15 protein-coding genes and 1 pseudogene are annotated in these 20494 nt (G+C 69.1%); 11 read left to right on the forward strand and 5 right to left on the reverse strand.

The window, feature by feature from the left end; all coding sequences use genetic code 11:
- Positions 1 to 48 precede the first annotated feature (48 nt).
- The 7 genes from ABT160_RS09985 (at position 49) to ABT160_RS10015 (ending at position 8377) form a co-directional block, all read left to right on the forward strand.
- Positions 49 to 888 (forward strand): helix-turn-helix transcriptional regulator, encoded by an 840-nt coding sequence (locus ABT160_RS09985; protein ID WP_351645900.1) that lies wholly within the window; start codon positions 49 to 51, stop codon positions 886 to 888.
- 145 nt (positions 889 to 1033) lie between these two features.
- Positions 1034 to 1444, forward strand: a complete 411-nt coding sequence (locus ABT160_RS09990; RefSeq protein ID WP_351645902.1) for a cold-shock protein — start codon at positions 1034 to 1036, stop codon at positions 1442 to 1444.
- A gap of 411 nt (positions 1445 to 1855) precedes the next feature.
- Complete coding sequence (locus ABT160_RS09995; RefSeq protein ID WP_502984195.1) at positions 1856 to 2233, forward strand: SseB family protein; 378 nt, start codon at positions 1856 to 1858, stop codon at positions 2231 to 2233.
- On the forward strand, positions 2230 to 2877 hold the full coding sequence (locus ABT160_RS10000) for a hypothetical protein (RefSeq protein WP_351645906.1): 648 nt from the start codon (positions 2230 to 2232) through the stop codon (positions 2875 to 2877). The genes ABT160_RS09995 and ABT160_RS10000 overlap by 4 nt, the downstream gene beginning before the upstream one ends.
- Positions 2877 to 7493: a putative T7SS-secreted protein gene (locus tag ABT160_RS10005; RefSeq protein WP_351645908.1), complete on the forward strand. Its 4617-nt coding sequence runs from the start codon at positions 2877 to 2879 to the stop codon at positions 7491 to 7493. The genes ABT160_RS10000 and ABT160_RS10005 overlap by 1 nt, the downstream gene beginning before the upstream one ends.
- A gap of 4 nt (positions 7494 to 7497) precedes the next feature.
- On the forward strand, positions 7498 to 7986 hold the full coding sequence (locus ABT160_RS10010; RefSeq protein WP_351645909.1) for an Imm50 family immunity protein: 489 nt from the start codon (positions 7498 to 7500) through the stop codon (positions 7984 to 7986).
- Positions 7973 to 8377, forward strand: a complete 405-nt coding sequence (locus ABT160_RS10015; RefSeq protein WP_351645910.1) for an Imm50 family immunity protein — start codon at positions 7973 to 7975, stop codon at positions 8375 to 8377. The genes ABT160_RS10010 and ABT160_RS10015 overlap by 14 nt, the downstream gene beginning before the upstream one ends.
- Before the next feature lie 47 nt (positions 8378 to 8424).
- Here the strand turns inward: ABT160_RS10015 and ABT160_RS10020 are convergent, their stop codons facing one another.
- Both ABT160_RS10020 and ABT160_RS10025 read right to left on the reverse strand, forming a co-directional pair.
- Complete coding sequence (locus ABT160_RS10020; protein ID WP_351645911.1) at positions 8425 to 9279, reverse strand: alpha/beta hydrolase family protein; 855 nt, start codon at positions 9277 to 9279, stop codon at positions 8425 to 8427.
- Between the two features lie 84 nt (positions 9280 to 9363).
- The gene (locus ABT160_RS10025) at positions 9364 to 9831 is read right to left on the reverse strand and encodes a hypothetical protein (protein WP_351645913.1); all 468 of its coding nucleotides are present in this window, start codon (positions 9829 to 9831) and stop codon (positions 9364 to 9366) included.
- Between the two features lie 297 nt (positions 9832 to 10128).
- On the opposite strand from ABT160_RS10025, the gene ABT160_RS10030 reads away from it, so the two are divergent.
- The 4 genes and pseudogenes from ABT160_RS10030 to ABT160_RS10045 all read left to right on the forward strand — a co-directional run bounded on the left by ABT160_RS10030 (position 10129) and on the right by ABT160_RS10045 (position 14789).
- Positions 10129 to 10515 carry a hypothetical protein gene (locus ABT160_RS10030; protein WP_351645915.1) on the forward strand — a complete coding sequence of 129 codons (387 nt, stop codon included), beginning with the start codon at positions 10129 to 10131 and terminating at the stop codon, positions 10513 to 10515.
- Between the two features lie 224 nt (positions 10516 to 10739).
- Positions 10740 to 12206: a WGR domain-containing protein gene (locus tag ABT160_RS10035; protein ID WP_351645916.1), complete on the forward strand. Its 1467-nt coding sequence runs from the start codon at positions 10740 to 10742 to the stop codon at positions 12204 to 12206.
- A 3-nt stretch (positions 12207 to 12209) separates the two neighbouring features.
- A pseudogene (locus ABT160_RS10040) lies at positions 12210 to 12872 on the forward strand (LysR substrate-binding domain-containing protein); the annotation flags it as partial.
- Positions 12873 to 13361: 489 nt separating this feature from the next.
- Positions 13362 to 14789: an MFS transporter gene (locus ABT160_RS10045; RefSeq protein WP_351645918.1), complete on the forward strand. Its 1428-nt coding sequence runs from the start codon at positions 13362 to 13364 to the stop codon at positions 14787 to 14789.
- Between the two features lie 201 nt (positions 14790 to 14990).
- Here ABT160_RS10045 and ABT160_RS10050 read toward each other — a convergent pair whose 3' ends face one another.
- From ABT160_RS10050 to ABT160_RS10060, 3 genes are all read right to left on the reverse strand, one after another.
- Positions 14991 to 15977 carry an aldo/keto reductase gene (locus tag ABT160_RS10050; protein ID WP_351645920.1) on the reverse strand — a complete coding sequence of 329 codons (987 nt, stop codon included), beginning with the start codon at positions 15975 to 15977 and terminating at the stop codon, positions 14991 to 14993.
- A 156-nt stretch (positions 15978 to 16133) separates the two neighbouring features.
- Positions 16134 to 17645, reverse strand: coding sequence for a hypothetical protein (locus ABT160_RS10055; RefSeq protein ID WP_351645921.1), 1512 nt, complete (start codon positions 17643 to 17645; stop codon positions 16134 to 16136).
- Between the two features lie 281 nt (positions 17646 to 17926).
- Positions 17927 to 20185 (reverse strand): RICIN domain-containing protein, encoded by a 2259-nt coding sequence (locus ABT160_RS10060; RefSeq protein ID WP_351645924.1) that lies wholly within the window; start codon positions 20183 to 20185, stop codon positions 17927 to 17929.
- Positions 20186 to 20494: the final 309 nt, after the last annotated feature.

The following is a 20494-nucleotide window of genomic DNA, read 5'->3' on the forward strand; positions in this document are numbered from 1 at the left end:
CCCTCAGGCTCGCTCCCGGCTCGCCCCAAGGTCTTGTACGTTCTTTGCATGCCGTCGAAGCCACCCGCCTCCTCTGCGCGGGGCCCGGAGCCCGCGCGGGGTCCGCAGGAGGTGTCCGCCTGGCACCCGCGCGTCGCCGGGGTCGTGGAGGTCTTCCACGCCCACTTCACCGAGCACGCCTACCCCATGCACGTCCACGACGCGTGGACCCTGCTCATCGTCGACGACGGCGCTGTGCGTTACGACCTGGAGCGCCGCGAGCGCGGGACCCCCCACGACACGGTGTCCCTGCTCCCGCCCCACGTTCCGCACAACGGCCAGCCCGCCACCGCCCACGGCTTCCGCAAGCGGGTCCTCTACCTGGACCTGCCGCAGCTCGACGAGACGTTCATCGGCGCGGCCGTGGACGCACCCGACATGGCCGACCAGCTGTTGCGCCGGCGCGTCGGACGGCTGCACACGGCCCTGGAACACCCCGGCGACGAGCTGGAGGCCGAGAGCCGGCTGACGCTGATCGAGGAGCGACTGCGGGACCACTTGCGTCCCCGGCTCGCCGTGCCCGTGCACCGCAGGGATCGCGGACTGGCCGTCGAACTGCGCGAGTTGCTGGACGCGCGCGTGTTGAGCGGTGTCACGCTCGGCGAGGCCGCGGAAGTGGTGCACGCGCATCCCGCGCATCTCGTACGGGCGTTCAGCGGGGCCTTCGGCATCGCGCCGCACCAGTACCTGATGGCCCGCAGGGTGGACCGGGCACGCCGTCTGCTGCTCGACGGGCACCCGGCCGCCCAGGTGGCGACCGAGGTCGGCTTCTACGACCAGGCACACCTGACACGACACTTCAAGCGGGTCGTCGGGGTGACGCCGGGACGGTACGCGCGCTCGCGGTGAGTGAGCTCGCGGTGAGTGAACCGGGGACGCCACTCCTGCGAGCTACATGACGAGGTCTCCTGCTGCCATGCCGGTGGCGCGTGACTAAACTCGCCGGACGCGGCAGACAAAAGAGGTGTCTGTCCTGGGGTTTGGGGTTGCTGTGGTGGTTACGGGTAAGGTCCTGCGGTTCGACACGGCGCGTGGCTACGGCTTCATCGCGCCGAACACGGGAGGAGAGGACGTATTCCTCCACGTCAACGACCTGTCGTTCGGCGAGGAGCGCGTCCACCCGGGAGTCATGCTGGAGTTCGAGATCGTCGAGGGCGACCGCGGCCCGAAGGCCGCTTTCGTACGCCTCTCCGCCGACAACCCGCCCCAGGCCGCCACGCACGCGGTGGCGCGCCACGTGGACCCGCAGGACGGCGACTGCGATGTGCTGAGCAGGGACGAGTACCAGCGCGAGGTCACGGAACTGCTGCTCCGCACCGTCCCGACGCTCTCCGGCACGGACATCTTGACGATCCGGGCGGCGTTGGTGAACTCGGCGCAGGCGCATGGGTGGATCGAGGACTGAGGGTGCACGGTGGCTCCGCCATCGCTGCAACTGCTCACAGGGGCGAGCGCGAGGCAGTACGCGTCCGGCCCGAACAGATGCGGTCTCGATGTCGTTCTGTCACCCTGCCGGACGTGACGTCGTTTCGATCGGCGAAGTGAGCCGGTTCGCTCCTTTCGTGCGCGTGATATCTCTGTCTCGTTGCTCGTGTGAATGTTCGCATGACAGCATGCCGGAGTGACTGAAAACGGGGACGAGCGAGAAGGTTTGCGCCTTGCGAGTCTGACGGAGCTGGCGGGCGTGAACGGGCTCGAAACGTCGGACAAGGCCCGGGGGAACTCCGAGCCGCCCGGCCAAGATGAGTCGGCTGAGCTCGAGAGAGCAACCGGGGAGGCTCAGCCAGGAGTGCAGGGGACGGCCCCAGCCGCAGGTATGCCGACGGCTGCAGCTGCTGCACGTCGAGGTTTCGCGAGGCTGCTCGGAGAGTTTCGGCGTGCTGCGGTGCTTGTGCCGTTCGACGGGCAGGGCAGCCTGTGGACCTCCGATTTCGGTGGGGTCCGGTGGATCTGTGCGTTCTCTGACGAACAGGCTTTGGCACGCTTCGCGGCAGCTCGTGGGGAGGCGGGGCGAGAGTGGACGTACCAGAGTGTCCTGGGCGCCAGGCTCCTTGACGTAATGGTGCCGATGCTGCCGGAGCCGGGTGGCGTGGCCCTGGACGCCGGCGGTACGGAGGGCACGCTGTTTCCCCCCGTCGTGGGGATCGTTCCCGACGAAGTGGCCGTGATCGGCGAAGGGGAGATGGCCGGATGACCGGTAAGGAACCAGATCTCGCAGCCCCACCGGAGGCGCTGGCAGAGATTGCGCGCGGCATCGACTTGGCGCATTCCGAGTTGAAGGACCTCGGTATGACGGGCGAGGCATCGGTGGGTCGTGGATTCTCCGATCTGGCTCTGTCCGGAGTCGAGTTGGGCCACGGTGGTCTGACGGCGGAACTGGAGAACTTCTGCGGGCGATGGGAGTGGGGTGTGCGCGCCCTCACCCTCCGTGGCAATTCCTTCGCGCAGGGGGTTGGTCTCTCTTCGGGTTCGTTCGCTGAACAGGAGCGATACATCAAGGATGCCTTCAAGATCGGTGTGAACTCCCTCAACGGCAATCCGCACCTGTCCGAGGACGAAGTGAAGCAGATGAGCTGGGAGAAGATCCGCGATCAGCACGCATCGGACGGAGCCGACTGGAGCGCCGAGTCGCTCTCGCGGGCGAACGACGATGTCAAGCAGACATGGAAGAACACCGGTTATGACGTCATGGACGCACAGCTGGACTCGATGGAGCGACAGGGAATGATCGACCCGTCGGTGCGCGAGCGCGTGGACGAGCGGCTCAAGCGCGATCTCGATCCTGACCAGGCGACTCTGGACCAGGCAGACCAGCCGCGCTGGGGGACGAACCGCTGATGGTGGACTGGGGCGGACTGGTCGACAAGGGCATCGACAAGATCGGTGACGGGATCGATAAGGGCAAGGAACTCGTCGGCGAGGGCATTGACCACGTTACGGACAAAGCCGGGGAGGGCCTCGATAAGGTCGGTGCGCACGACTGGGCCGACGCCGTCGAGGACTGGGGTGACCAGACGGCCTCATCGCTCGGTGCCGAGGTGGGCGAACAGCAGCTCGGGGAGACCGAGGAAGCCAACGAGCTGATCCACGGCAATCCTGAGAGAATCACCGCGACGGTCAGGAACCTCAGGGACTTCCAGAAGGCGTTCGACCTCGTCGGCAGCGGGATGAAGCGGCTGGACGCAGCTCATTGGAAGGGGGAGGCCGCCGACTCCTTCCGTGAAAAGTTTCAGACCTTGCCCACGGATTGGCTGCGTGCCGCCGACGCGATGGAGGCCGCGGCCAAGGCGCTGGAGTCCTATGGGCACACCGTCGTCACTGCTCAGGGCAAGGCTCGGGAGGCGGTCATCCTCTACAAGGAGGGTGCGAAGGAATCCGAAACCGCCGCCGCCACCCATCGCAAAGAGGTCCTGGCCTACGAAGCGAGCCGGGCGGACGATAACCCTCTGCCGAAACCGACGGACTTCACTGATACCGGCAAGGCGAAGCGGGCGCGCGCCCAGGAGATCCTGAGCGAGGCCCGAAAGTCCCGCAACGAAGCCGGCGAGACAGCCAGAGCAGCGATCCGTACTGCCGTGGCGCAGGCGCCAGAGATGCCCACGGGCCGTGAGAGGGCGCAGCTGGAACTGATGGATCACGCCCTGGGCCAGGGATTCGAGCTTGCGCACTTCGGCGGCGGCATCGTGAAGGGCGGTGCCGGGCTCATCAACTTCGTACGCTCGGTCAACCCGACAGACATGTACAACCTGACCCACCCGGCCGAGTACTACAAGGGTGTCAACACCACGCTCGCCGGGTTGGTCTCCTCCGCTGCCAACCCCGATCGCGTACTCAAGAACGCCTGGGACTCGGCGAAGGGGGACCCCTCCGAGTTCCTCGGCAGGCTCGTACCCGAGTTGATCGGGACCAAGGGCACTGGTCTGGTGCGCGGTGGTTTGCGTGCGGGACTGCGTGAAGGGGGCAGACACCTGCCGCACGAGAAGCCCGGAGGAATCCGTGGTGATCACGAGAAGAGCCCTGAGAGCAACGGGAAGCGCTGCAGCGAGACGGTCTGCAAACGGGACCCCGTCGACATCGCAACAGGCCGCGTTCTGCTGCCCCGAACGGACGTCACCCTTCCTGGCCTCTTGCCTCTGGTCTTCCGGCGGGTGTACGACTCGTCCCGACGCTCGGGCCGCTGGTTCGGGCCCACTTGGTCGAGCACGGTGGACCAGCGCTTGGAGATCGACGCCGAAGGAGTGGTCTTCGCCTGCGACGAGGGGAGCGTTCTGGCCTACCCTCATCCGGCTCCCGGCGTTCCGGTCGTTCCCACACACGGAAGACAGTGGCCTCTCGACCGTGTTGCCGACGGGTACACCCTGACCGATCCGTCGAGTGGTCTGGTGCGCCGCTTCAGCGACCATGACGGCGCCCTTGCGTTGTTGACAGAGTTGAAGGATCGCAACGGAAACTGGATCGCGTTCGAGTACGACGATGAGGGCGCTCCTCTTGGCATCCGCCACCATGGCGGGTACTACCTCAAATTGGGCACGGCGAATGGTCGCGTCACGGCCCTGCACCTGGCAGGTGCCGCTCCGGACGGCTCCGATCAGGCTCTCGTGCGTTACGGCTATGCCGGGGGGCACCTGACCGAGGTCGCCGATTCCCGCGACCGTGCCACGCGATTCGCCTGTGATCACCTCGGGCGCATCACTTCCTGGACGGACAGCAACGACAGTCGGTTCGAATACGTATATGACGAGAAGGACCGGTGTACTTACCAGGCAGGCGACCGTGGCCATCTTGAGACCCGCTTCACCTGGGACGGCACTGACCCGGCGACCGGGTTGCGGATGACCACGCTGACCGACGCGTACGGGCACACCGAGTGCCACCTCATCAATGACCGAGACCAGGTGGTCGCCGAGATAGATGCGCTGGGCTCCATCACCCGTTACACGCACGATCGTCATCGCGGACCGCTCTCCCGTACCGATCCTCTGGGGCACACCACGCGGACCACCTATGACGCCGCAGGCAGGATCGTCGCGCTGGAGCGGCCAGATGGCCGGATCGCCCAGGCGGAATTCGACGAATGCGGAAACCCCACGGTCATCACCGCTACCGACGGAAATGTCACACGACAGACCTTCGACCAACGAGGCAACCGCACGTCGGTGACCGTACCTTCAGGTGCCACAAAACACTTCGCGTATGACGAGCAGGGTCGACTCACTTCCGTGACCGACGGCCTGGGTGCGGTCACCAACCTGGTACTCGACAGTCGTGGACTGTTGCTTGAGATCACCGACCCGCTGGGCGCCGTCACCCGGTACGAACGCGACGCTTTTGGTCGGGCTGTGCGGATTACCGACGCCATCGGCGCCGTGACCCACATGGAATGGACGATCGAGGGGCGGCCCGCCCGGCGCACAGCACCCGATGGCGCGGTCGAGACGTGGTCGTATGACGGGGAAGGGAACTGCCTTGCTCATACGGATGCTGCTGGGGGTACGACCCGCTTCACCTATACAGACTTCGACTTGACGGCGTCCCGTACCGATCCGGACGGCAGGCGCTACGAGTTTTCCTACGATGCCAACTTGAGACTCATAGAGGTAACCGGCCCCCAGGGGTTGAGCTGGGACTACACCTACGACCAGGCGGGTCGTCCGGTCGCGGAGACCGATTTCGACGGTCGTACGCTGGCCTACTCGTACGACGTGGCCGGGCGCCTCCTGTCCCGGACCAATGGACTGGGCCAGACGATCCACTACGGTCGGGACACGCTTGGCCGTATCGTCCTGAAGGCCGCTGACGACGGCGGTACCACGACCTTCGAGTATGACCTTTTCGACTCACTGGCGATGGCCACGGGTCCGGACGCCCGGCTGGAGCGCGTTCGGGACCGCCTGGGAAGGCTGAAGGCCGAAACTGTCAATGGCCGTACAGTCTCCTATGCGTACGACACACTCGGCCGGCGCATACGCCGGTCCACTCCTGGCGGTTCGGTCAGCGATTGGACCTACGATGCGGCAGGCCGAAGAACACGGCTAACCACATCAGGAAGGGTTGTCGATTTCTCGTACGACGCATTGGGCCGTGAAGTGCACCGGTCGGTCGAAGGCGTTGTATCGCTGTGTTCCTCGTTCGACAGCCAGGGCAGGCTGAGCTCCCAGGAAGTCACCTCGCCTCGGGGACGCCTCCAGCACCGCGCCTATGCCTATCGGGCGGATGGCGCACCTTTGTCAGTCACGGACGAGTTCTCGGGCACGCGACACTTCGACCTCGATACGTCGGGAAGGGTCACGGCCGTCCGTTCGGGCCGCTGGAGCGAACAGTATGTCTACGACGCCGCAGGCAACCAGACGGAGGCCCACTGGCCGAGCGGCCATGCGCACGACGAGGCGAGGGGCTCGCGGACCTACAGCGGTACCCGTCTGACCCGAGCCGGATCCGTGCGGTACGAGTTCGACGCCCACGGCCGTATCACGTTGCGCCAACACACCCGGCTCTCCAAGAAGCCGGAAACGTGGCGCTACGCGTGGGATGCAGAAGATCACCTGACCGAGGTGACGACTCCGGACGGAACGGTTTGGCGTTACGCCTACGATCCGCTCGGTCGCCGGATCGCCAAGTCCTCACTCAGTGAGACGATCCACTTCACGTGGGACGGCGCCTCTCTATGTGAACAGGCGACCACGAACACGGTGCTGACCTGGGATTACGCGGGCACGCGTCCACTGGGTCAGACCGAGCGCCGAACGGATTCCACGGAGCGGCGATTCTTCGCCATCGTCACAGACCTCGTAGGAACCCCTACAGAACTGGTGGACGAGTCGGGATCGCTGGCCTGGCGCAGCCGCTCGACCCTGTGGGGCTCCACTGCCTGGACTCGCGACGCCACCGCATACACCCCACTGCGTTTCCCAGGTCAGTACTTCGATCCGGAGTCGGGGCTCCACTACAACTACTTCCGCTATTACGACCCCGCTACCGCCCGCTACCTGTCCTCGGACCCCCTGGGCTTGGCCCCCGCCCCCAATCCGACCGCGTACGTGGACAATCCGCTCACCTGGGCGGATCCGCTGGGTCTCGCACCGGAAGGTTGTGGAGATGCGGAGTCCAAGGTCCGACCCGACCTTGCGACCGCCAAGGCGGACGCCCTGCGAGAAGCCGGGATACCCGAGGGGGCGACTCCCATCGAGATCGACGACTACGTCCCTGCCACGACACCTGAATGGCAGGGGGCGAAGCAGTTGATGGACGAGAACCATCAGCCTATCTACTATCGTGAAGAAGTCTACGAACATCCCAACGGTCAGGATTACGTGGTATTCCAAGACCACTGGTTCGGTCATCGCAAACCAGGGGAGGATGGCTATCAGCCGTCACACGTCCACGTGAGGCCGTTCGAAGACACCCGAAACGGACAGATTCCCGGTACGGAGCCGCATTATTACTATGTACGCTGACCGCATGCTATTGAACCCAGGGGAGCTGGCGTCCTTCTACGGAAATGTGCCGCCGCTGGACGTGTTTAGGCTGAGGTCCTTTCATCTCGACTGGCACGGTCCGATGGTCACGTTGAGAGTGGACCTTTCCACTTTCCCTTCCACCTTGCCATCCCAGTGGGAAGGCGTGGACGTGGACACGGTCCAGTGCCACTTGCAGTTCATCGCTGTGTCAGATTTCGTTTTGAGGGATTGGGCTCCTTCCGTGGCTCCGGTCCGCATGGCGATTGCGGCGCTGGGCGAACAGGGAAGAGTGACCGTGAGTGTGGCTGGTGACGGCGTCGATCTGGGTTTCCGTAGCGCTTCCTCCGTACGTCTGGGGCACGTGAGCGCCTTCAAGATGGGCGTAGATGGAACGGACGAGGGGCCTAGAATCTTCACTAAGCGGATGGACTCTCTCCGTTACCGCTCACTGCCCGCAACCGACGAGAAGAATTTCCATGGCCGCATCTGACTGGACCTCGAAGATTTTCTCGGAGAATGGTCTCTCGGAGCTCTATGGAGACCCGCCGGCGCTTGATGAATGCGTGCTCTTCTATGCGCAGTTCGACGAGCGGGGCGTCTCGGTGACATTTGGTTTCGACACCCGTGTCCTTCCGGATAACCCGCCGGCCGATTGGGCGGATAAGCCGTACAACACTGTGGAATTCTTCTTGCGCTTCACAGGGGTTCGGGACCTGGCTGTCGCAGGGTGGAACGCCGATGTGCGCGACGCGCACATCGCCATGGTCCGGGAAGAGGAGGCGATGCACGTTATCGTGCAGGCACCGCAAACCCAGTTGAAGTTCGCCGCTTCCGAGGTGCTCGTGACGCGGATCCGGCCGTACCTGGCGGGCGCCGACTGAGGGTGAACTGCTGAGCCCATCGTGGTGTGGGGCGGGCAGAGCGCCGGCTAGGCCTCGTCCCGCGACGCCCGCGCCCACTGCACCAGGTCCCTCGCCAGTGGTCCTCCGTGGCGTGCCCAGCGGAAGTGGTCCACCGGTTCGCCCGCCTCCGCGCGCGTGTAGGCGCGGCGTTCCAGGCGGGCGTGAGGGGCCTTGTCGCAGAGGTGGGTGACCGCGCCCGGTGGGGCCATGTGGTCGCCCTCCACGTCCACCGCGAGCAGCGGCAGGCGCAGGCGCTGGAGGGCGGCCTCCGTGTCGGTGCCGTTCACCCGGTAGCGGCCCGTCCTCGCCTGGTGCGCCCAGTCGCGGATGACCCCGGTGGGCTGGCGTCCGCCGAAGCCCAGGCGGTGGCCGGGCCAGTGGCCTAGCACGGTGGCGATCAGCCCCGCGCTCTGCGTCGCGGCGAGCAGCCCGAGGGAGCGTGAGCCGTACGCCCGGTGATGGACGGAACCTGCGGCCACGATGGCCACGGCGTCCGGCGCGGGTTCGGCGCGCTCGCCGGCCAGGGCTGCCTGGACCAGTGCGAGTTGGCCGCCGAGGCTGTGTCCGCAGACCGTGACCGAGGCCTCGGGCCTGCTCGTGCGGATCGCACCGATCGCGGCGCCGATGTCGCCCACCAGGTGGTGGTAGGCGGTGTCCCGAGGGGCCTGCGACCGGTCCCCGCTGCCCCGGTGGTCAAGGACCAGGGCCGTGGCGCCCGCGCCGTGCAACTCGTACAGGAAGCGTCGGTAGAAGCCCGCCGGGGTGCCCATTGCCGGGGCGATGAGGACCACCGGACTGTCGTTCTCCGGTCGGGGGAAGCCGAGCAGCGGGAACCGCTGTCCGTCCGCGGCCTCGACCTCGGTGAACCGCTCCGTCTGCACGCGTGTTTCCGAACCTGGTTGTGACACGGAGGGAGCATCGCACAGGCGACCGCGGGTGTCTTCAGCTGTCTTCGATGGGGTGCCTCACAGGGTCGTGACCCTCTCCGTCCGTGCGTACGGTGCACCCTCTGGATTGCTCAGCTGTACGGTCACCCGGACCGGGTCTCCCGTACCGAACGGAAGGCTGTCGTCCAGCAGGACCGGAACCGTCACCTGGACGTCGTGCTTCTGGCCGTCGCACGTCAGACCCGGGTGGTACACCGTACCCACGCCGCGCGGACTGCGGACGTGCGCATCGCGCGCGTCGGCCAGTCGCCAGACCACGCTCAGGTAGAGCTCCGAGGACGGCGCGCAGGAGTACGTGACGACGATCGTGATCGCCTTGCCCGTGGCGGGTAACACGGCGCCGATGGAGACCGTGTTGCCCCGGCCGTGCAGGGACGAGTCGTCGTCCGCCGCGGCGGGTGACGCCTGGATCGTGATGCCGGCGCCCAGGGCCAGGACTGCGAGCGCGGCGGCGGCGATGCGCAGGCACGTGAGCGACAACTGCATACGGTGACTTCCTCTCGAAGTCTCGAACACTCGGCCTCTCGAAGTCTCGGCGACGCGACGGCGCGGCGACCCGAAGACCCCGGGATTGGCCGAGGAGGAGTCGCCGCATCATCACATCGGGCTCTCTCGCTCCGGTCTCGGACCGCTGTCCGGCCAATGCTCGAAGTGAGCCGCGTCCGTGCGGACTTCGGGCCGTGCCCGTGTCCTGCGGGAGCGCCCCCACCTGACATCTGTCATATGCCGACCCGGACGCCAGACACTGTGCCGGAGGGCGCCACCGCCCTTACCTTCTAGGGCATGACGAAGCCGCAAGAGCCGACGGGGGACAGCATGAGCAAGGGTGAGAGCACAGCGTCCGACAAGACCGACGTCCACGTCAGTCTCATGGGTGGCACGCGCCTCGAAGGCAAGCAGGTGCACGAGAAGACCCTCACCGTCTCGCTCGTGGGCGGCGCCGACATCGACCTCACCGGCGTCGACGTTCCCGACGGCTCCGAGCTGAAGATCACCAAGCTCAGCCTGATCGGCGGCGTCAAGCTGAGGGTGCGCCCCGACGTGCGCGTGCTGGTCACCGGCATCCGCCTCGGCGGCGTCAGCGACGAAGGCCCGAGCGTGCCGGGCGGACCGACCGTACGCGTCAACGCCTGGGGGCTCCTCGGCGGAGTGAGCGTCGTGCGCGATTAGTGTCGCGGGAGGCGTGGGTCTGCCGTACGCGGTCATGGACTCGGACCTGAACCTGGACCGGTCGGCCCACCACCTCGAAGGACCTCCGGCGTCATGCCTGGTGGCGGGGCGGGCGGCCTGGGCGGGTGGGCTCGGGGGGCCGTTGTCAGTGGTGCCCCGTAGCGTTGTCTCCAGTGAAGGGGCCAACCGAGCCAGGTTGCCCCGCTGTTGGGGAGGGGTGTGCCTTGAGTGCTGCGCAGACCGGCCAGGTGGCGGAGACGACGTACCTGGAGCTGTCCGAGGACGGCGGCGGTGCCCACAAGTTCTACGAGGTGACGGTGCAGGGCACCAGCGTGTCGGTCCGCTACGGGCGGATCGGCGCGGACGGCCAGCTGCAGCAGTCGAGCTTCCCCACCCCCGAGAAGGCCCGGGCCGCGGCCGCCAAGAAGATAGGGGAGAAGGTCCGCAAGGGGTACGCCCCCGCCGTGCGGGGCCAGCGCGCCGCCCGAGCGGTCACGCGGCGCCAGGTCACCTCCGCCCCCTCGACGGCGCGGGCGACGGCCCCGGTCCTGTGGCGCTTCCGGACCGGCGCCTCGGCCTTCGGCATCCACGTGGACGACGACCGCTGCTGGGTCGGCAACCAGAACGGTGACGTCTACTCCCTCGCCCACGACGGCGAGGTCCTGGCGCACTACTCGCTGCCCGAAGGCGTGAAGTGCCTGGTCGCCGACGACTTCTGGATCTACGCCGGGTGCGACGACGGCCGGGTGTACGACCTGTCGGCCAAGGTGCCGTTCGCCGCGTACGCCATCGCGGATGACGTGGACATCTTCTGGCTCGACATCCACGAGGGCGTGCTCAACGTGGCGGACCGCAACGGCGGTCTGACCGTCATCGACCACGAGGACGAGTTCCAGTGGTCCCGCAACTCCGCCGGTGACAGCGCCTGGATGGTGCGCGCCGACGACCGGGCCGTCTACCACGGGCACGGTACGGGCGTGACGGCGTACGCGGCCGACGGCACCGGCCAGTTGTGGCACACGGCCACGCAGGGCAACGTCCTCTTCGGCTGGCAGGAGTCCGACGCCGTGTACGCGGGCACCGGCCGCCGGGTCGTACAGCGCCTGGCCAAGACGGACGGGCGGGTCGAGGCCACGTACACGTGCGACGCCGCGGTGTACTCCTGCGCCACCTCACCGGGCGGCGAGTACGTCTTCGCCGGTGACTCGTCGTCCTCCGTCTACTGCTTCCGCGCCGACGGCACGCGCCTCTGGAAGCTGTCGACCGGCGGCGGCTCCGCCCTGTCGATGCAGTACCACGAGGAGCGCCTCTATCTCGTGTCGACCGATGGCTCCCTGGCCTGCGTCGACGCCAGTCCTGCGGCCATCGAGGCCGCGGAGGCCGGTTCGGTGCCGGTCGCCCAGGACATCAAGCTCGCCGCCGCCCTGCCGACGTACGTGCCGCCGGCCAGCCCCGCGGCGATAGCCACGGTGAGCGCGGCACCCGCGCCGGGCTCCGGGGTGGTCGTGGAGTGCGTCCAGGCGGGCGGACGCCTGCGGGTGCACGTCATATCCGACGGCTACGAGTCGGGCTGGAACGTCCAGTTCCCGAGGGCGATACGCCAGGCGGGCGCCCGGTACGTGGTGGACGCGCTGCACTCGTCGACGCGCGGGTTCTACCGGGTGAGGGGGGAGATCCGGCGGCTGGTCTGAGGAGGGATGCCGGAGCCATCCGGGACGGTACGGCTCGGCTGGTTCCCGAGCGCGGGGGCGTCGCTGCTGCCGGTGGTGCTCGACGCGTTGCGGGGTACGGACCCGGGGCTGCGGGTGGTGAGGAGAGAGCTGCGGGTGGTGAGTAGAGAAGGGGACGACCCCGGTGCTCGTGCGGGTCCTGCGAGCGGGCAGCCTGGACCTGGCGCTGCTCGCGTCGGCGCCGCCGTTCCGGGCCCCGGACGGAGTCGCTGCCGCTGGTCCTGCAGACGCTCACCGAGCGGCCGCTGTGCGTGGCGATGTCGGCGCGCGACCCGCCGGCCCGCGACGCCTATGTGGACATCGCGGATCTGCGCGGGCAGAAGTGGATCGCGGGGCCGTCCTCGTGGGAGGACCGGCTGATGGGGGTGTGGCCGGGGCTCGACGAGCGGCCGGAGATCGCGCACACCGTCCGGGACTGGCCGGCCAAGCTGCACCTGGTCGCCGCCGGATACGGGCTGACCACCGTGTCGCCCGCTCTCGCGGACGCCGCGCCGCCGGGTGCGGGTCCTGCCGGTGCGCGGCGGGCCGCAGGAGCAGCGGCGGGTGCTGCTGGCCCGTGTGCCCGGGGTTCCGGCGGAGCCGGTGCTGCGGGTGGCGGAGGCGTTGCGGGCGGCGGCGCTGGGGGCGGGGGTGCGCGAGGGAGGGGGCGAAGGGCGGGGCGGGAAGGGGGGGCGAGCCTCCTACGTAGGTGTTCGACCCCGCTGGCGTAGGCCGGCACCCGACCCCGCTGCGAGGGCCCCTGAAACCGCTCGTTCCGTCCCTCAAACGGCCTATCGATGTGATGCAAACGTCCTATGCCTTTAGCGAGCCCTCACGGTGAACGCCATTTACCTAGTTAGCGTCATTAACCAAGGCCTCCTTGCCCCCTACATCAAAGGCCGGACACCGGCCAGGCGGCACCGCGCCTCCCGCGCATGATCGTTCCGGAATGTGACTTTAGGCCCTACCTCGACGGGACTTTCGGCCCTGGTCGGCGGGACCTTCGGCGCGCAGCCCGGCGTGTCGCGGGTGGCAAATTCTTACTACGTAAGGCGTTAGTACGAGACAGAAGGTCATCCTGTTTTGAGTGCCGAAGCTCCTGCACCCCCTGCCGACCCGCAGCCGGACCCGGAGGCCGTGTCCCGACACCGGTCCCTGTTCCGCGCTGCCGAGCGCCGCCGTCGACCCCGGCTGCGCAAGTCGGACATCACGGTCACGGAAGAGGCGCAGGTCTCGCGGGCCGTCAAGGCCACGATGCTCGGCAACGCCATGGAGTGGTACGACTTCGGCGTCTATGCCTACCTCGCCGTCATCATCGGCAAGGAGTTCTTCCCGTCGGGCAACGCCACCGCCCAGACGCTCTCCTCGCTCGCGACGTTCGCGGCGGCCTTCCTGGTGCGCCCGCTGGGCGGCATGTTCTTCGGGCCGCTCGGCGACCGCGTCGGCCGGAAGAAGATCCTCGCGCTCACGATGATCATGATGTCGGCCGCGACCCTCGCGATCGGCCTCATCCCGAGCTACGCCACGATCGGCTTCTGGGCGCCCGTGCTGCTGGTCCTCTGCCGCATGGTGCAGGGCTTCTCCACCGGTGGTGAGTACGGCGGCGCGGCGACGTTCATCGCCGAGTACGCGCCCGACAAGCGCCGCGGCTTCTGGGGCTCGTTCCTGGAGTTCGGCACCCTGATCGGTTACACGGCCGCCGCCGTCCTGGTCACCGTCCTGCAGACGGTCCTCTCGGACAGCTCGATGCAGTCGTGGGGCTGGCGCATCCCGTTCATGGTCGCCGCGCCGCTCGGGCTGATCGGCCTCTACCTGCGGATGCGCCTGGACGAGTCGCCCGCCTTCCAGAAGATGGAGGAGTCCGGCTCGGTCGAGCACGCCCCGAAGCGGACGCTGCGCGAGACCTTCGCCGGCCAGTGGCGCGCGATGGCGCTGTGCATCGCGCTGGTCGCCGCGTTCAACATCACCGACTACATGCTGCTGTCGTACATGCCGACGTACCTCACCGAGCTCGGCTTCGGCGAGGCCGGCGGGCTGATGTCCATCGTCGTGGTGATGGTGATCCTGATGCTGCTGATCAACAGCGTCGGACGGCTCTCCGACCGGGTCGGCCGCAAGCCCGTCCTGATGGCCGGCTCGATCGCGTTCGTCGTCCTGGCGGTGCCCGCGTTCCTGCTGATCAAGCACGGCGGCACGGCCTTCGTCTTCGCCGGACTGCTGATCCTGGGCCTGGCCCTGGTCTGCTACCTCGGCGCGATGTCCGCCTCGCTGCCCGCGCTCTTCCCCACCGAGGTGCGCTACGGCTCGCTGTCCGTCGGCTTCAACATCTCCGTGTCGCTCTTCGGCGGCACCACTCCGCTCGTCGTCGCCGCGCTGATCAGCGCCACCGGCAACGACCTGATGCCCGCCTTCTACACGATGCTGGCCGGTGCCGTCGGCGCCATCGCCGTCTTCTTCATGACGGAGACGGCCGGTAAGCCGCTGAACGGCTCGCCGCCCTCGGTTGCCACCGAGGAGGAGGCCGTCGAGCTGGTGGAGCAGCACCGCGCGTCCACGGCCACCTGACGGGCCGGGAGCGCCCGGCCTCCGAGGTCGCGCCTACGCCCACGGGCCCGGAGTGCCCCCGCGACCGCGCGTACGCCAACGGGACCGGGCGGACGAGAAGACCTCTCGTCCGCCCGGTCCCGTTTTCGTTGTCGCTGTAGCGTCCGTACGCGCTACCCGCTCCCAGCACCCGAGCCTCCCGAGTGCGCGCCGCCCGCCCGCTCAGCCGTTCACGAACGCCATGCTGTTGTCGTCGTACCGGTTGCCCGCCACCCCGCCCGCCGGAGCCGCCGCCTCGATCGCCGCCAGGTCCTCGGCCGTCAGCTCCACGCGCAGTGCCGCCAGGTTCTCCTCCAGGTACTTCACGCGCCGGGTGCCCGGGATCGGCACCACGTTCTCGCCCTGGTGCTGCACCCACGCCAGGGCCAGCTGCCCGGCCGTGACGCCCTTCGCCTCCGCCAGCTCGTCCAGCTTCGCCACGATCGCCAGGTTCCGCTCCAGGTTGCCGTCGGCGAAGCGCGGCTGCGTACGGCGGACGTCACCCGCCTCCATGGTCGCCACCGACGCGTACTTCCCGGTCAGGAAGCCGCGCCCGAGCGGCGAGAACGGTACGACGCCGATGCCGAGCTCCCGGCACAGCGGCGCGATCTCCGCCTCCAGGTCCCGGGTCCACAGCGACCACTCGCTCTGCAGCGCCGCGATCGGGTGCACCGCGTGCGCGCGCCGGATGGTGTCCGCGCCCGCCTCGGACAGGCCCAGGTGGCGGACCTTGCCCTCGGCGACCAGTTCGGCCATCGCGCCGACCGTCTCCTCGATCGGCACCTGCGGGTCCACCCGGTGCTGGTAGTAGAGGTCGATGTGGTCGACGCCCAGGCGGCGCAGCGACGCCTCGCACGCCTCGCGGACGTAGGCTGCGTCGCCCCGCAGCCGGGTCGGCTCGCCGAGCTTGTTGGCGAAGCCGAACTTGGTGGCCAGGACCACGTCGTCACGTCGCCCGGCGATGGCCCGGCCGATCAGCTCCTCGTTGTGCCCGGAGCCGTAGAAGTCGGACGTGTCGAGGAAGCCGACCCCGAGGCCGAGGGCGTGGTGCAGGGTCGCGATCGACTGCTCGTCGTCCGAGGTGCCGTACCCGTGGCTCATGCCCATACAGCCCAGGCCCTGGGCGGAGACCGCGAGTCCGCCCAGGTGGCGGGTGGGGACGTGGTTCATGGTGGTGCCTCCTGCGCTCGAATGCTCCGATGACTGCTCGGCCGGTTGCCTCGACAAAGTCGATCTTGCTGGTACGAGACGCTATGAGCTGGAGTGCACTCGAAGTCAACCTCCCCGTCCCCGTCCCCGCCGTCACCCCGGGTCGGCCTCCGGATCCTACGGAGCGATCCCCACCCCCGGGATCCTGCTCCACGCCCGCTCCCGCGCCGCGCTCATCGCGGGCCAACGCAGGCCGCCCGGGCGGGCGTTGACGCGCGAGGCGTAGGGCGCCGGGTGGAAGGCCGATTGGTAGAAGCAGCCCGTGCCGTAGACGCGGTCGAACGCCGGGCACGACGCGGCCACCGAGCGGGCGGTCGGCTTGCGTCCCGTACGCACCCAGGAGTCCAGCGAGGCGAGGGAGTTGGCGTACTCCGCGTTGCTCAGCTCGCTGTGCTCGTGCTCGTCGGTGAACGTCTGCACCAGGTTCCGCTGCCGCCCCGCGCCCTCCAGCGTGGCGCGGTACGCCGCCTCGTGCTCCACGAACGCGGTCGGGTCGTCGATCGCGTGCATCGTCAGTACGGGGATGTCGACCCGGCCCGTCAGGTCGCTGTCGTACGAGAGGTCCCGCGCGGCCGACGGGTCCGGGCCGAAGCGCTCCACCCCGGCGTTCAGGGCCGCGTCGTCGTGCGAGCCCGAGTAGACGACACCCTTGTTCCCGAAGGGGTTTCGGTCGCCGAGGCGCGTGTGGACGATGTCCCGGAAGGTGAAGGTCGCGAAGCGCAGGTGCGACTCAAGGGTGCGTTCCGGGATCCTCGTGACGGCCAGGACGTCGTCCAGGTTGCGCTGCTGGAGGGCGGTGCGGTCCCCGGGCGCCGCGTCGAAGCCCGTGCACTCCCGCAGCCGGGCGCGCAGGCCGGTGGCGGTCATCGTGGAGTCAGCGTGCAGCCCTTGCCACAGCGGGTACCGCTGCTCGGTGGGCCGGGGATGGTTCCGGCAGTAGTACTGGTAGACCACCCGCAGGTCGACCCGGTAGTCGTAACCGCGCGAACCGCCGCCCAGGACGCCGTTGGTGAGCAGCGCCCCGTCGTACGGCCCGCCCGCGCGCCCGTACGTCTCCACGACCTTCGCGGCGACGTCCCCGCCCCACGACTGGCCGTGCACGTACGTGCGTCGGGGCCGGCCGAACGTCGCCACGAAGACGCGCCGCACGCTCTCCGTGTCCTCGGCCGCCATCCGCGTACCGTAACCGCCGCGCCGGTACGACGATCCCGCCCAGGCGTACCCCTGGTCCACCACGACCGCCCACCGGCCCAGGTCGTCGACGCTGCGGGCGGGGTCGGACGCGTCGCCGAGGTCGGGGCCGCCGTGCGCGTGGACGACGAGCTTGCCGTTCCAGGGGGTCCTGCCGTTTCCGCCTGCGGGCACGGCCAGCGCGTAGTGGGCGCCGTGGCTGTCGGTGCCGGTGTAGCAGGTGGCCTTGCCCGCGAGGGCGGCCGGGCACGCGGCGACGACCGGGCCGGACGCGCGGTCGGCGGCGGACGCGGGTGCCCCGGTGAGCGCGCCGAGGGCGAGGGCCGCCGCGGCGGCCGTCGAGGCCGTACGGGTGAGGGCCGGCGTCCGCAGCCGGGCGCGGGGTGGCCCGAGGGGCGTGGTCCATGGGCGTGGTGCGGTCGAGCGGGTGCTGGACATGGTCGACGACTCGCTTCCTGGCGGCGGCCGGGTTCCCGCGCCACGTGGGTGCGGCGCGGGCAGCGATGCTAGGAAGGGTGGGGCCGCCTGGCCATGAGCCGGGCGTTTGCGTTCATAGTGTTCGCGTACGCCCCCGGCCCGCGCCCCCGGACTGCGCCTCCGGTCCGCACGCCCGGCCGACGGGCGGTGCGGACCGGAAACGTACGTCCCGGCCTACGGACGGTGCGGACCGGAGACGTACGCCCCCGGTCCGCACCGCACAACGTGCCGCACCTCGGTGTTCAGCCCACCGTCCACCGCTGGAGCGCGGAGCCCGTGTCCGTCCGCTGGGTCACCGGGGCGCCGTCGGAGGTCGACGCCGTGGTCATCGGCAGGCCGCTGACCGCCGAGGCCAGGGTGTACGTGCCGTCGGGCCGCCGGGTCGCCCGCCACCGCTGGTTGCCGCCGTCCGTGCAGGTCCACTGGATGACGCGGGCGCCGGACGCGGTGGAGCCGTCGGCGACGTCGGCGCACAGGCCGGACTCGACGTTGGCGATGCGGTACGTGTCGTCGGCCTGGCGGGTGAACCGCCACTGCTGGTTGGCGCCGCCGTTGGGCGTCCAGGTGACCAGCTGGGTGCCCGGGTCCTTGCTGTGGCCCGGGTCGTCGAGCGCCTTGCCGCCGGCCGTGAGGGTGTGCACGCCGTCCAGGGAGCCGCCGCCGGGCGCAGGGCCGGTCGCCGAGAGCGTGAGGGTCTGCTCGGCCGTGGTGCGGTTGCCGCCGACGGGGTTGCCCGTGGTGTCGGTCCAGGAGCGGGTCGGGGTGGTCTCGGCGGTGCGGGCCGCGTTCGCGGACAGCCCGAGCACCAGGCCGCTGTACCGGTTGACCAGGCGGTACGTGCCGGTGGGGGCGTCGTCGGCGGTGGTGCCGGGGACGAGGAACCACTGCTGGCCGACGGCCGGCCTGCCGGTGGCCTGGGCGGTCGCGCTGGGCTTTGCGCCCCAGGCGCGGCCCGCCGTGGACGAGGCGCCGACGCCGAGGAGCTGCCCGGTGGAGGCGTTGGAGATCCGGTACGAGCCGTCCCCGTCCGGGGTGAACACCCAGGATTCCAGGGGCGATCCGGTGGGCGTGGCGACCGAGGTCGTGGCGGAGGAGCCGGCGGCCTGGGCGAGGACGCGGCCGTCGCCCGCGGCGATGCGGTGGGCGCGCGAGGCGTCGACCGGGGGAGCGGCGGGCGTCGAGGAGTCGATGGTCACGTCGACGTACTCGCCGTTGGCGCCGTTCGCGCACTCCCACACGCAGTACGAGCGGAAACCGCGGCCCACGATCTGGGAGTTGGTGCGGTTGGCACTGTCCAGGAACCAGCGGTACCAGGAGTTGGTCCGGTAGCTTCCGGTGTCTCCCGCCAGGCGCCACTTCTGGGTGGCGAGGTCGTCGGTCACGTAGAAGCGCTGCGGCGCGGAGCCCGACACGGCCTCGGGCTCCCCGACGTACAGGCCCAGGTGTGCGTCGTAGGCGATGTTCATCACGAACAGGGGTGATTTCGGCGGGAGTTCACCGGCCGCGATCTGCTGGGCGACGGTGCCGGCGTTGGCCGGGTCGTAGTCGCCGGACACGGGCGTGTAGCCGGTGGTGCCGGCGGCGTCGACGGGGACCATGTTGCTTTCGCGACCGCCCGTGCCGGGCTGTGACCAGGCGCCGTCGTACCACTTGCGCCAGGAACCGGGCGCCATCTTCGCGGCGATGGGCGCGCGGGCGACGTGCGCCAGGCTGTCCTCCCAGTTGCCGTTCTTCGCCACGATCCGCGAGCCGTAGTAGAGGTAGAAGTAGCCGGACGCGGTGTCCACGAAGAGGCGCTGGTCGCCGTCCCCGTAGTTGTACGTCTCGTGCGGGAAGGCCGTGTTGTCCCCGCGTTTCGTGCTGTACGGGGACGTGATGGCGTGGTCCTTGACGTCCCAGGTCCTGCCCTGGTCGCGGGAGACCGCGTAGTCGATCGCGTCGTAGTGGATGCCGTCGCCGAAGGGCTGCGGGGTGAACTCGTTGTGCACGAGCCCGTACCAGTCCCCGGTGTCGGGGTCGACCCACACGCCGGAGAGGTCGCAGTAATTGCGCTGCGCGTAGCCGGAGTTCGCGGGTGCGTACGTCGACTCGCGGCCCGTCGGGCTGTTGTTGCACCGCCAGGTGGTGTCGTCGTTCCGGTCCTGGGGGTTCGCCGGGTTCACCGCGTCGCTGATCGCGGCGTCGCGCGTCGCGCTGTCGAAGTCGGTGCCGGAGAAGAACTCCCAGTGGCGCGGGTCGTCCTTGCCGTACAGGGCGGCCGACTGCTGGAAGTGGAAGGTGCCGTCCTTGTCGACGTACCCGTTGGCCGGGGTGTCGGACGGGTGGGTGTACGGCACGGGCGAGCCGACGGCGATGGTGTACGAAGCGGCGGCGCGGGCCGCCTGCGGGGCGGCGCCCGCGGGTACCGCGCCGGCGCCTCCGGCGAGGAGGAGGGCGGCGGTGGCGAGCAGGGCCGACAGAGTGGTGAACGGCCTTGAAGCAAGGGTGAGGTGAGGCGTCACGGAGCGCTCCGTCCGGTGGGGGAGGGGAGGCGCGCGGCGTGAGGGGCCCGCCGCGACTCCCGCAGTCTCCTCACGCGGCCGTGGGGCGTCCACGGACAGTTCGCCGTGCGGACTTGGACTTTCGTGACGGCCGGGGCGGTCCCCGTGCCCGGGCGGTCGGGTCCCGGGAAGCGAAGAGGCCCCGCCGCGACGGGGGAAACGCGGCGGGACCTGACATGCGTGTGCCCCGGGCCGCGGGGCTCAATCACCGGTACACACGTCCGATTTCGTGATCCGGATCACGGTGTGGGCGGTCGTTCGGCGGATGTC

The sequence above is a fragment of the Streptomyces sp. NPDC001941 genome, assembly GCF_040296945.1.
In the GTDB taxonomy this organism is placed as follows: Bacteria; Actinomycetota; Actinomycetes; order Streptomycetales; family Streptomycetaceae; genus Streptomyces.

Excerpts from the sequence above, each read along its gene's own strand:
- ABT160_RS10000 (WP_351645906.1), top strand. The coding sequence starts at position 2,230 with ATGACCGGTAAGGAACCAGATCTCGCAGCCCCACCGGAGGCGCTGGCA.
- ABT160_RS09985 (WP_351645900.1), top strand. The coding sequence starts at position 49 with ATGCCGTCGAAGCCACCCGCCTCCTCTGCGCGGGGCCCGGAGCCCGCG.
- ABT160_RS10010 (WP_351645909.1), top strand. The coding sequence starts at position 7,498 with ATGCTATTGAACCCAGGGGAGCTGGCGTCCTTCTACGGAAATGTGCCG.
- ABT160_RS10005 (WP_351645908.1), top strand. The coding sequence starts at position 2,877 with ATGGTGGACTGGGGCGGACTGGTCGACAAGGGCATCGACAAGATCGGT.
- ABT160_RS10055 (WP_351645921.1), bottom strand. The coding sequence starts at position 17,645 with ATGTCCAGCACCCGCTCGACCGCACCACGCCCATGGACCACGCCCCTC.
- ABT160_RS10025 (WP_351645913.1), bottom strand. The coding sequence starts at position 9,831 with ATGCAGTTGTCGCTCACGTGCCTGCGCATCGCCGCCGCCGCGCTCGCA.
- ABT160_RS10030 (WP_351645915.1), top strand. The coding sequence starts at position 10,129 with ATGACGAAGCCGCAAGAGCCGACGGGGGACAGCATGAGCAAGGGTGAG.
- ABT160_RS10015 (WP_351645910.1), top strand. The coding sequence starts at position 7,973 with ATGGCCGCATCTGACTGGACCTCGAAGATTTTCTCGGAGAATGGTCTC.
- ABT160_RS09995 (WP_502984195.1), top strand. The coding sequence starts at position 1,856 with ATGCCGACGGCTGCAGCTGCTGCACGTCGAGGTTTCGCGAGGCTGCTC.
- ABT160_RS10050 (WP_351645920.1), bottom strand. The coding sequence starts at position 15,977 with ATGAACCACGTCCCCACCCGCCACCTGGGCGGACTCGCGGTCTCCGCC.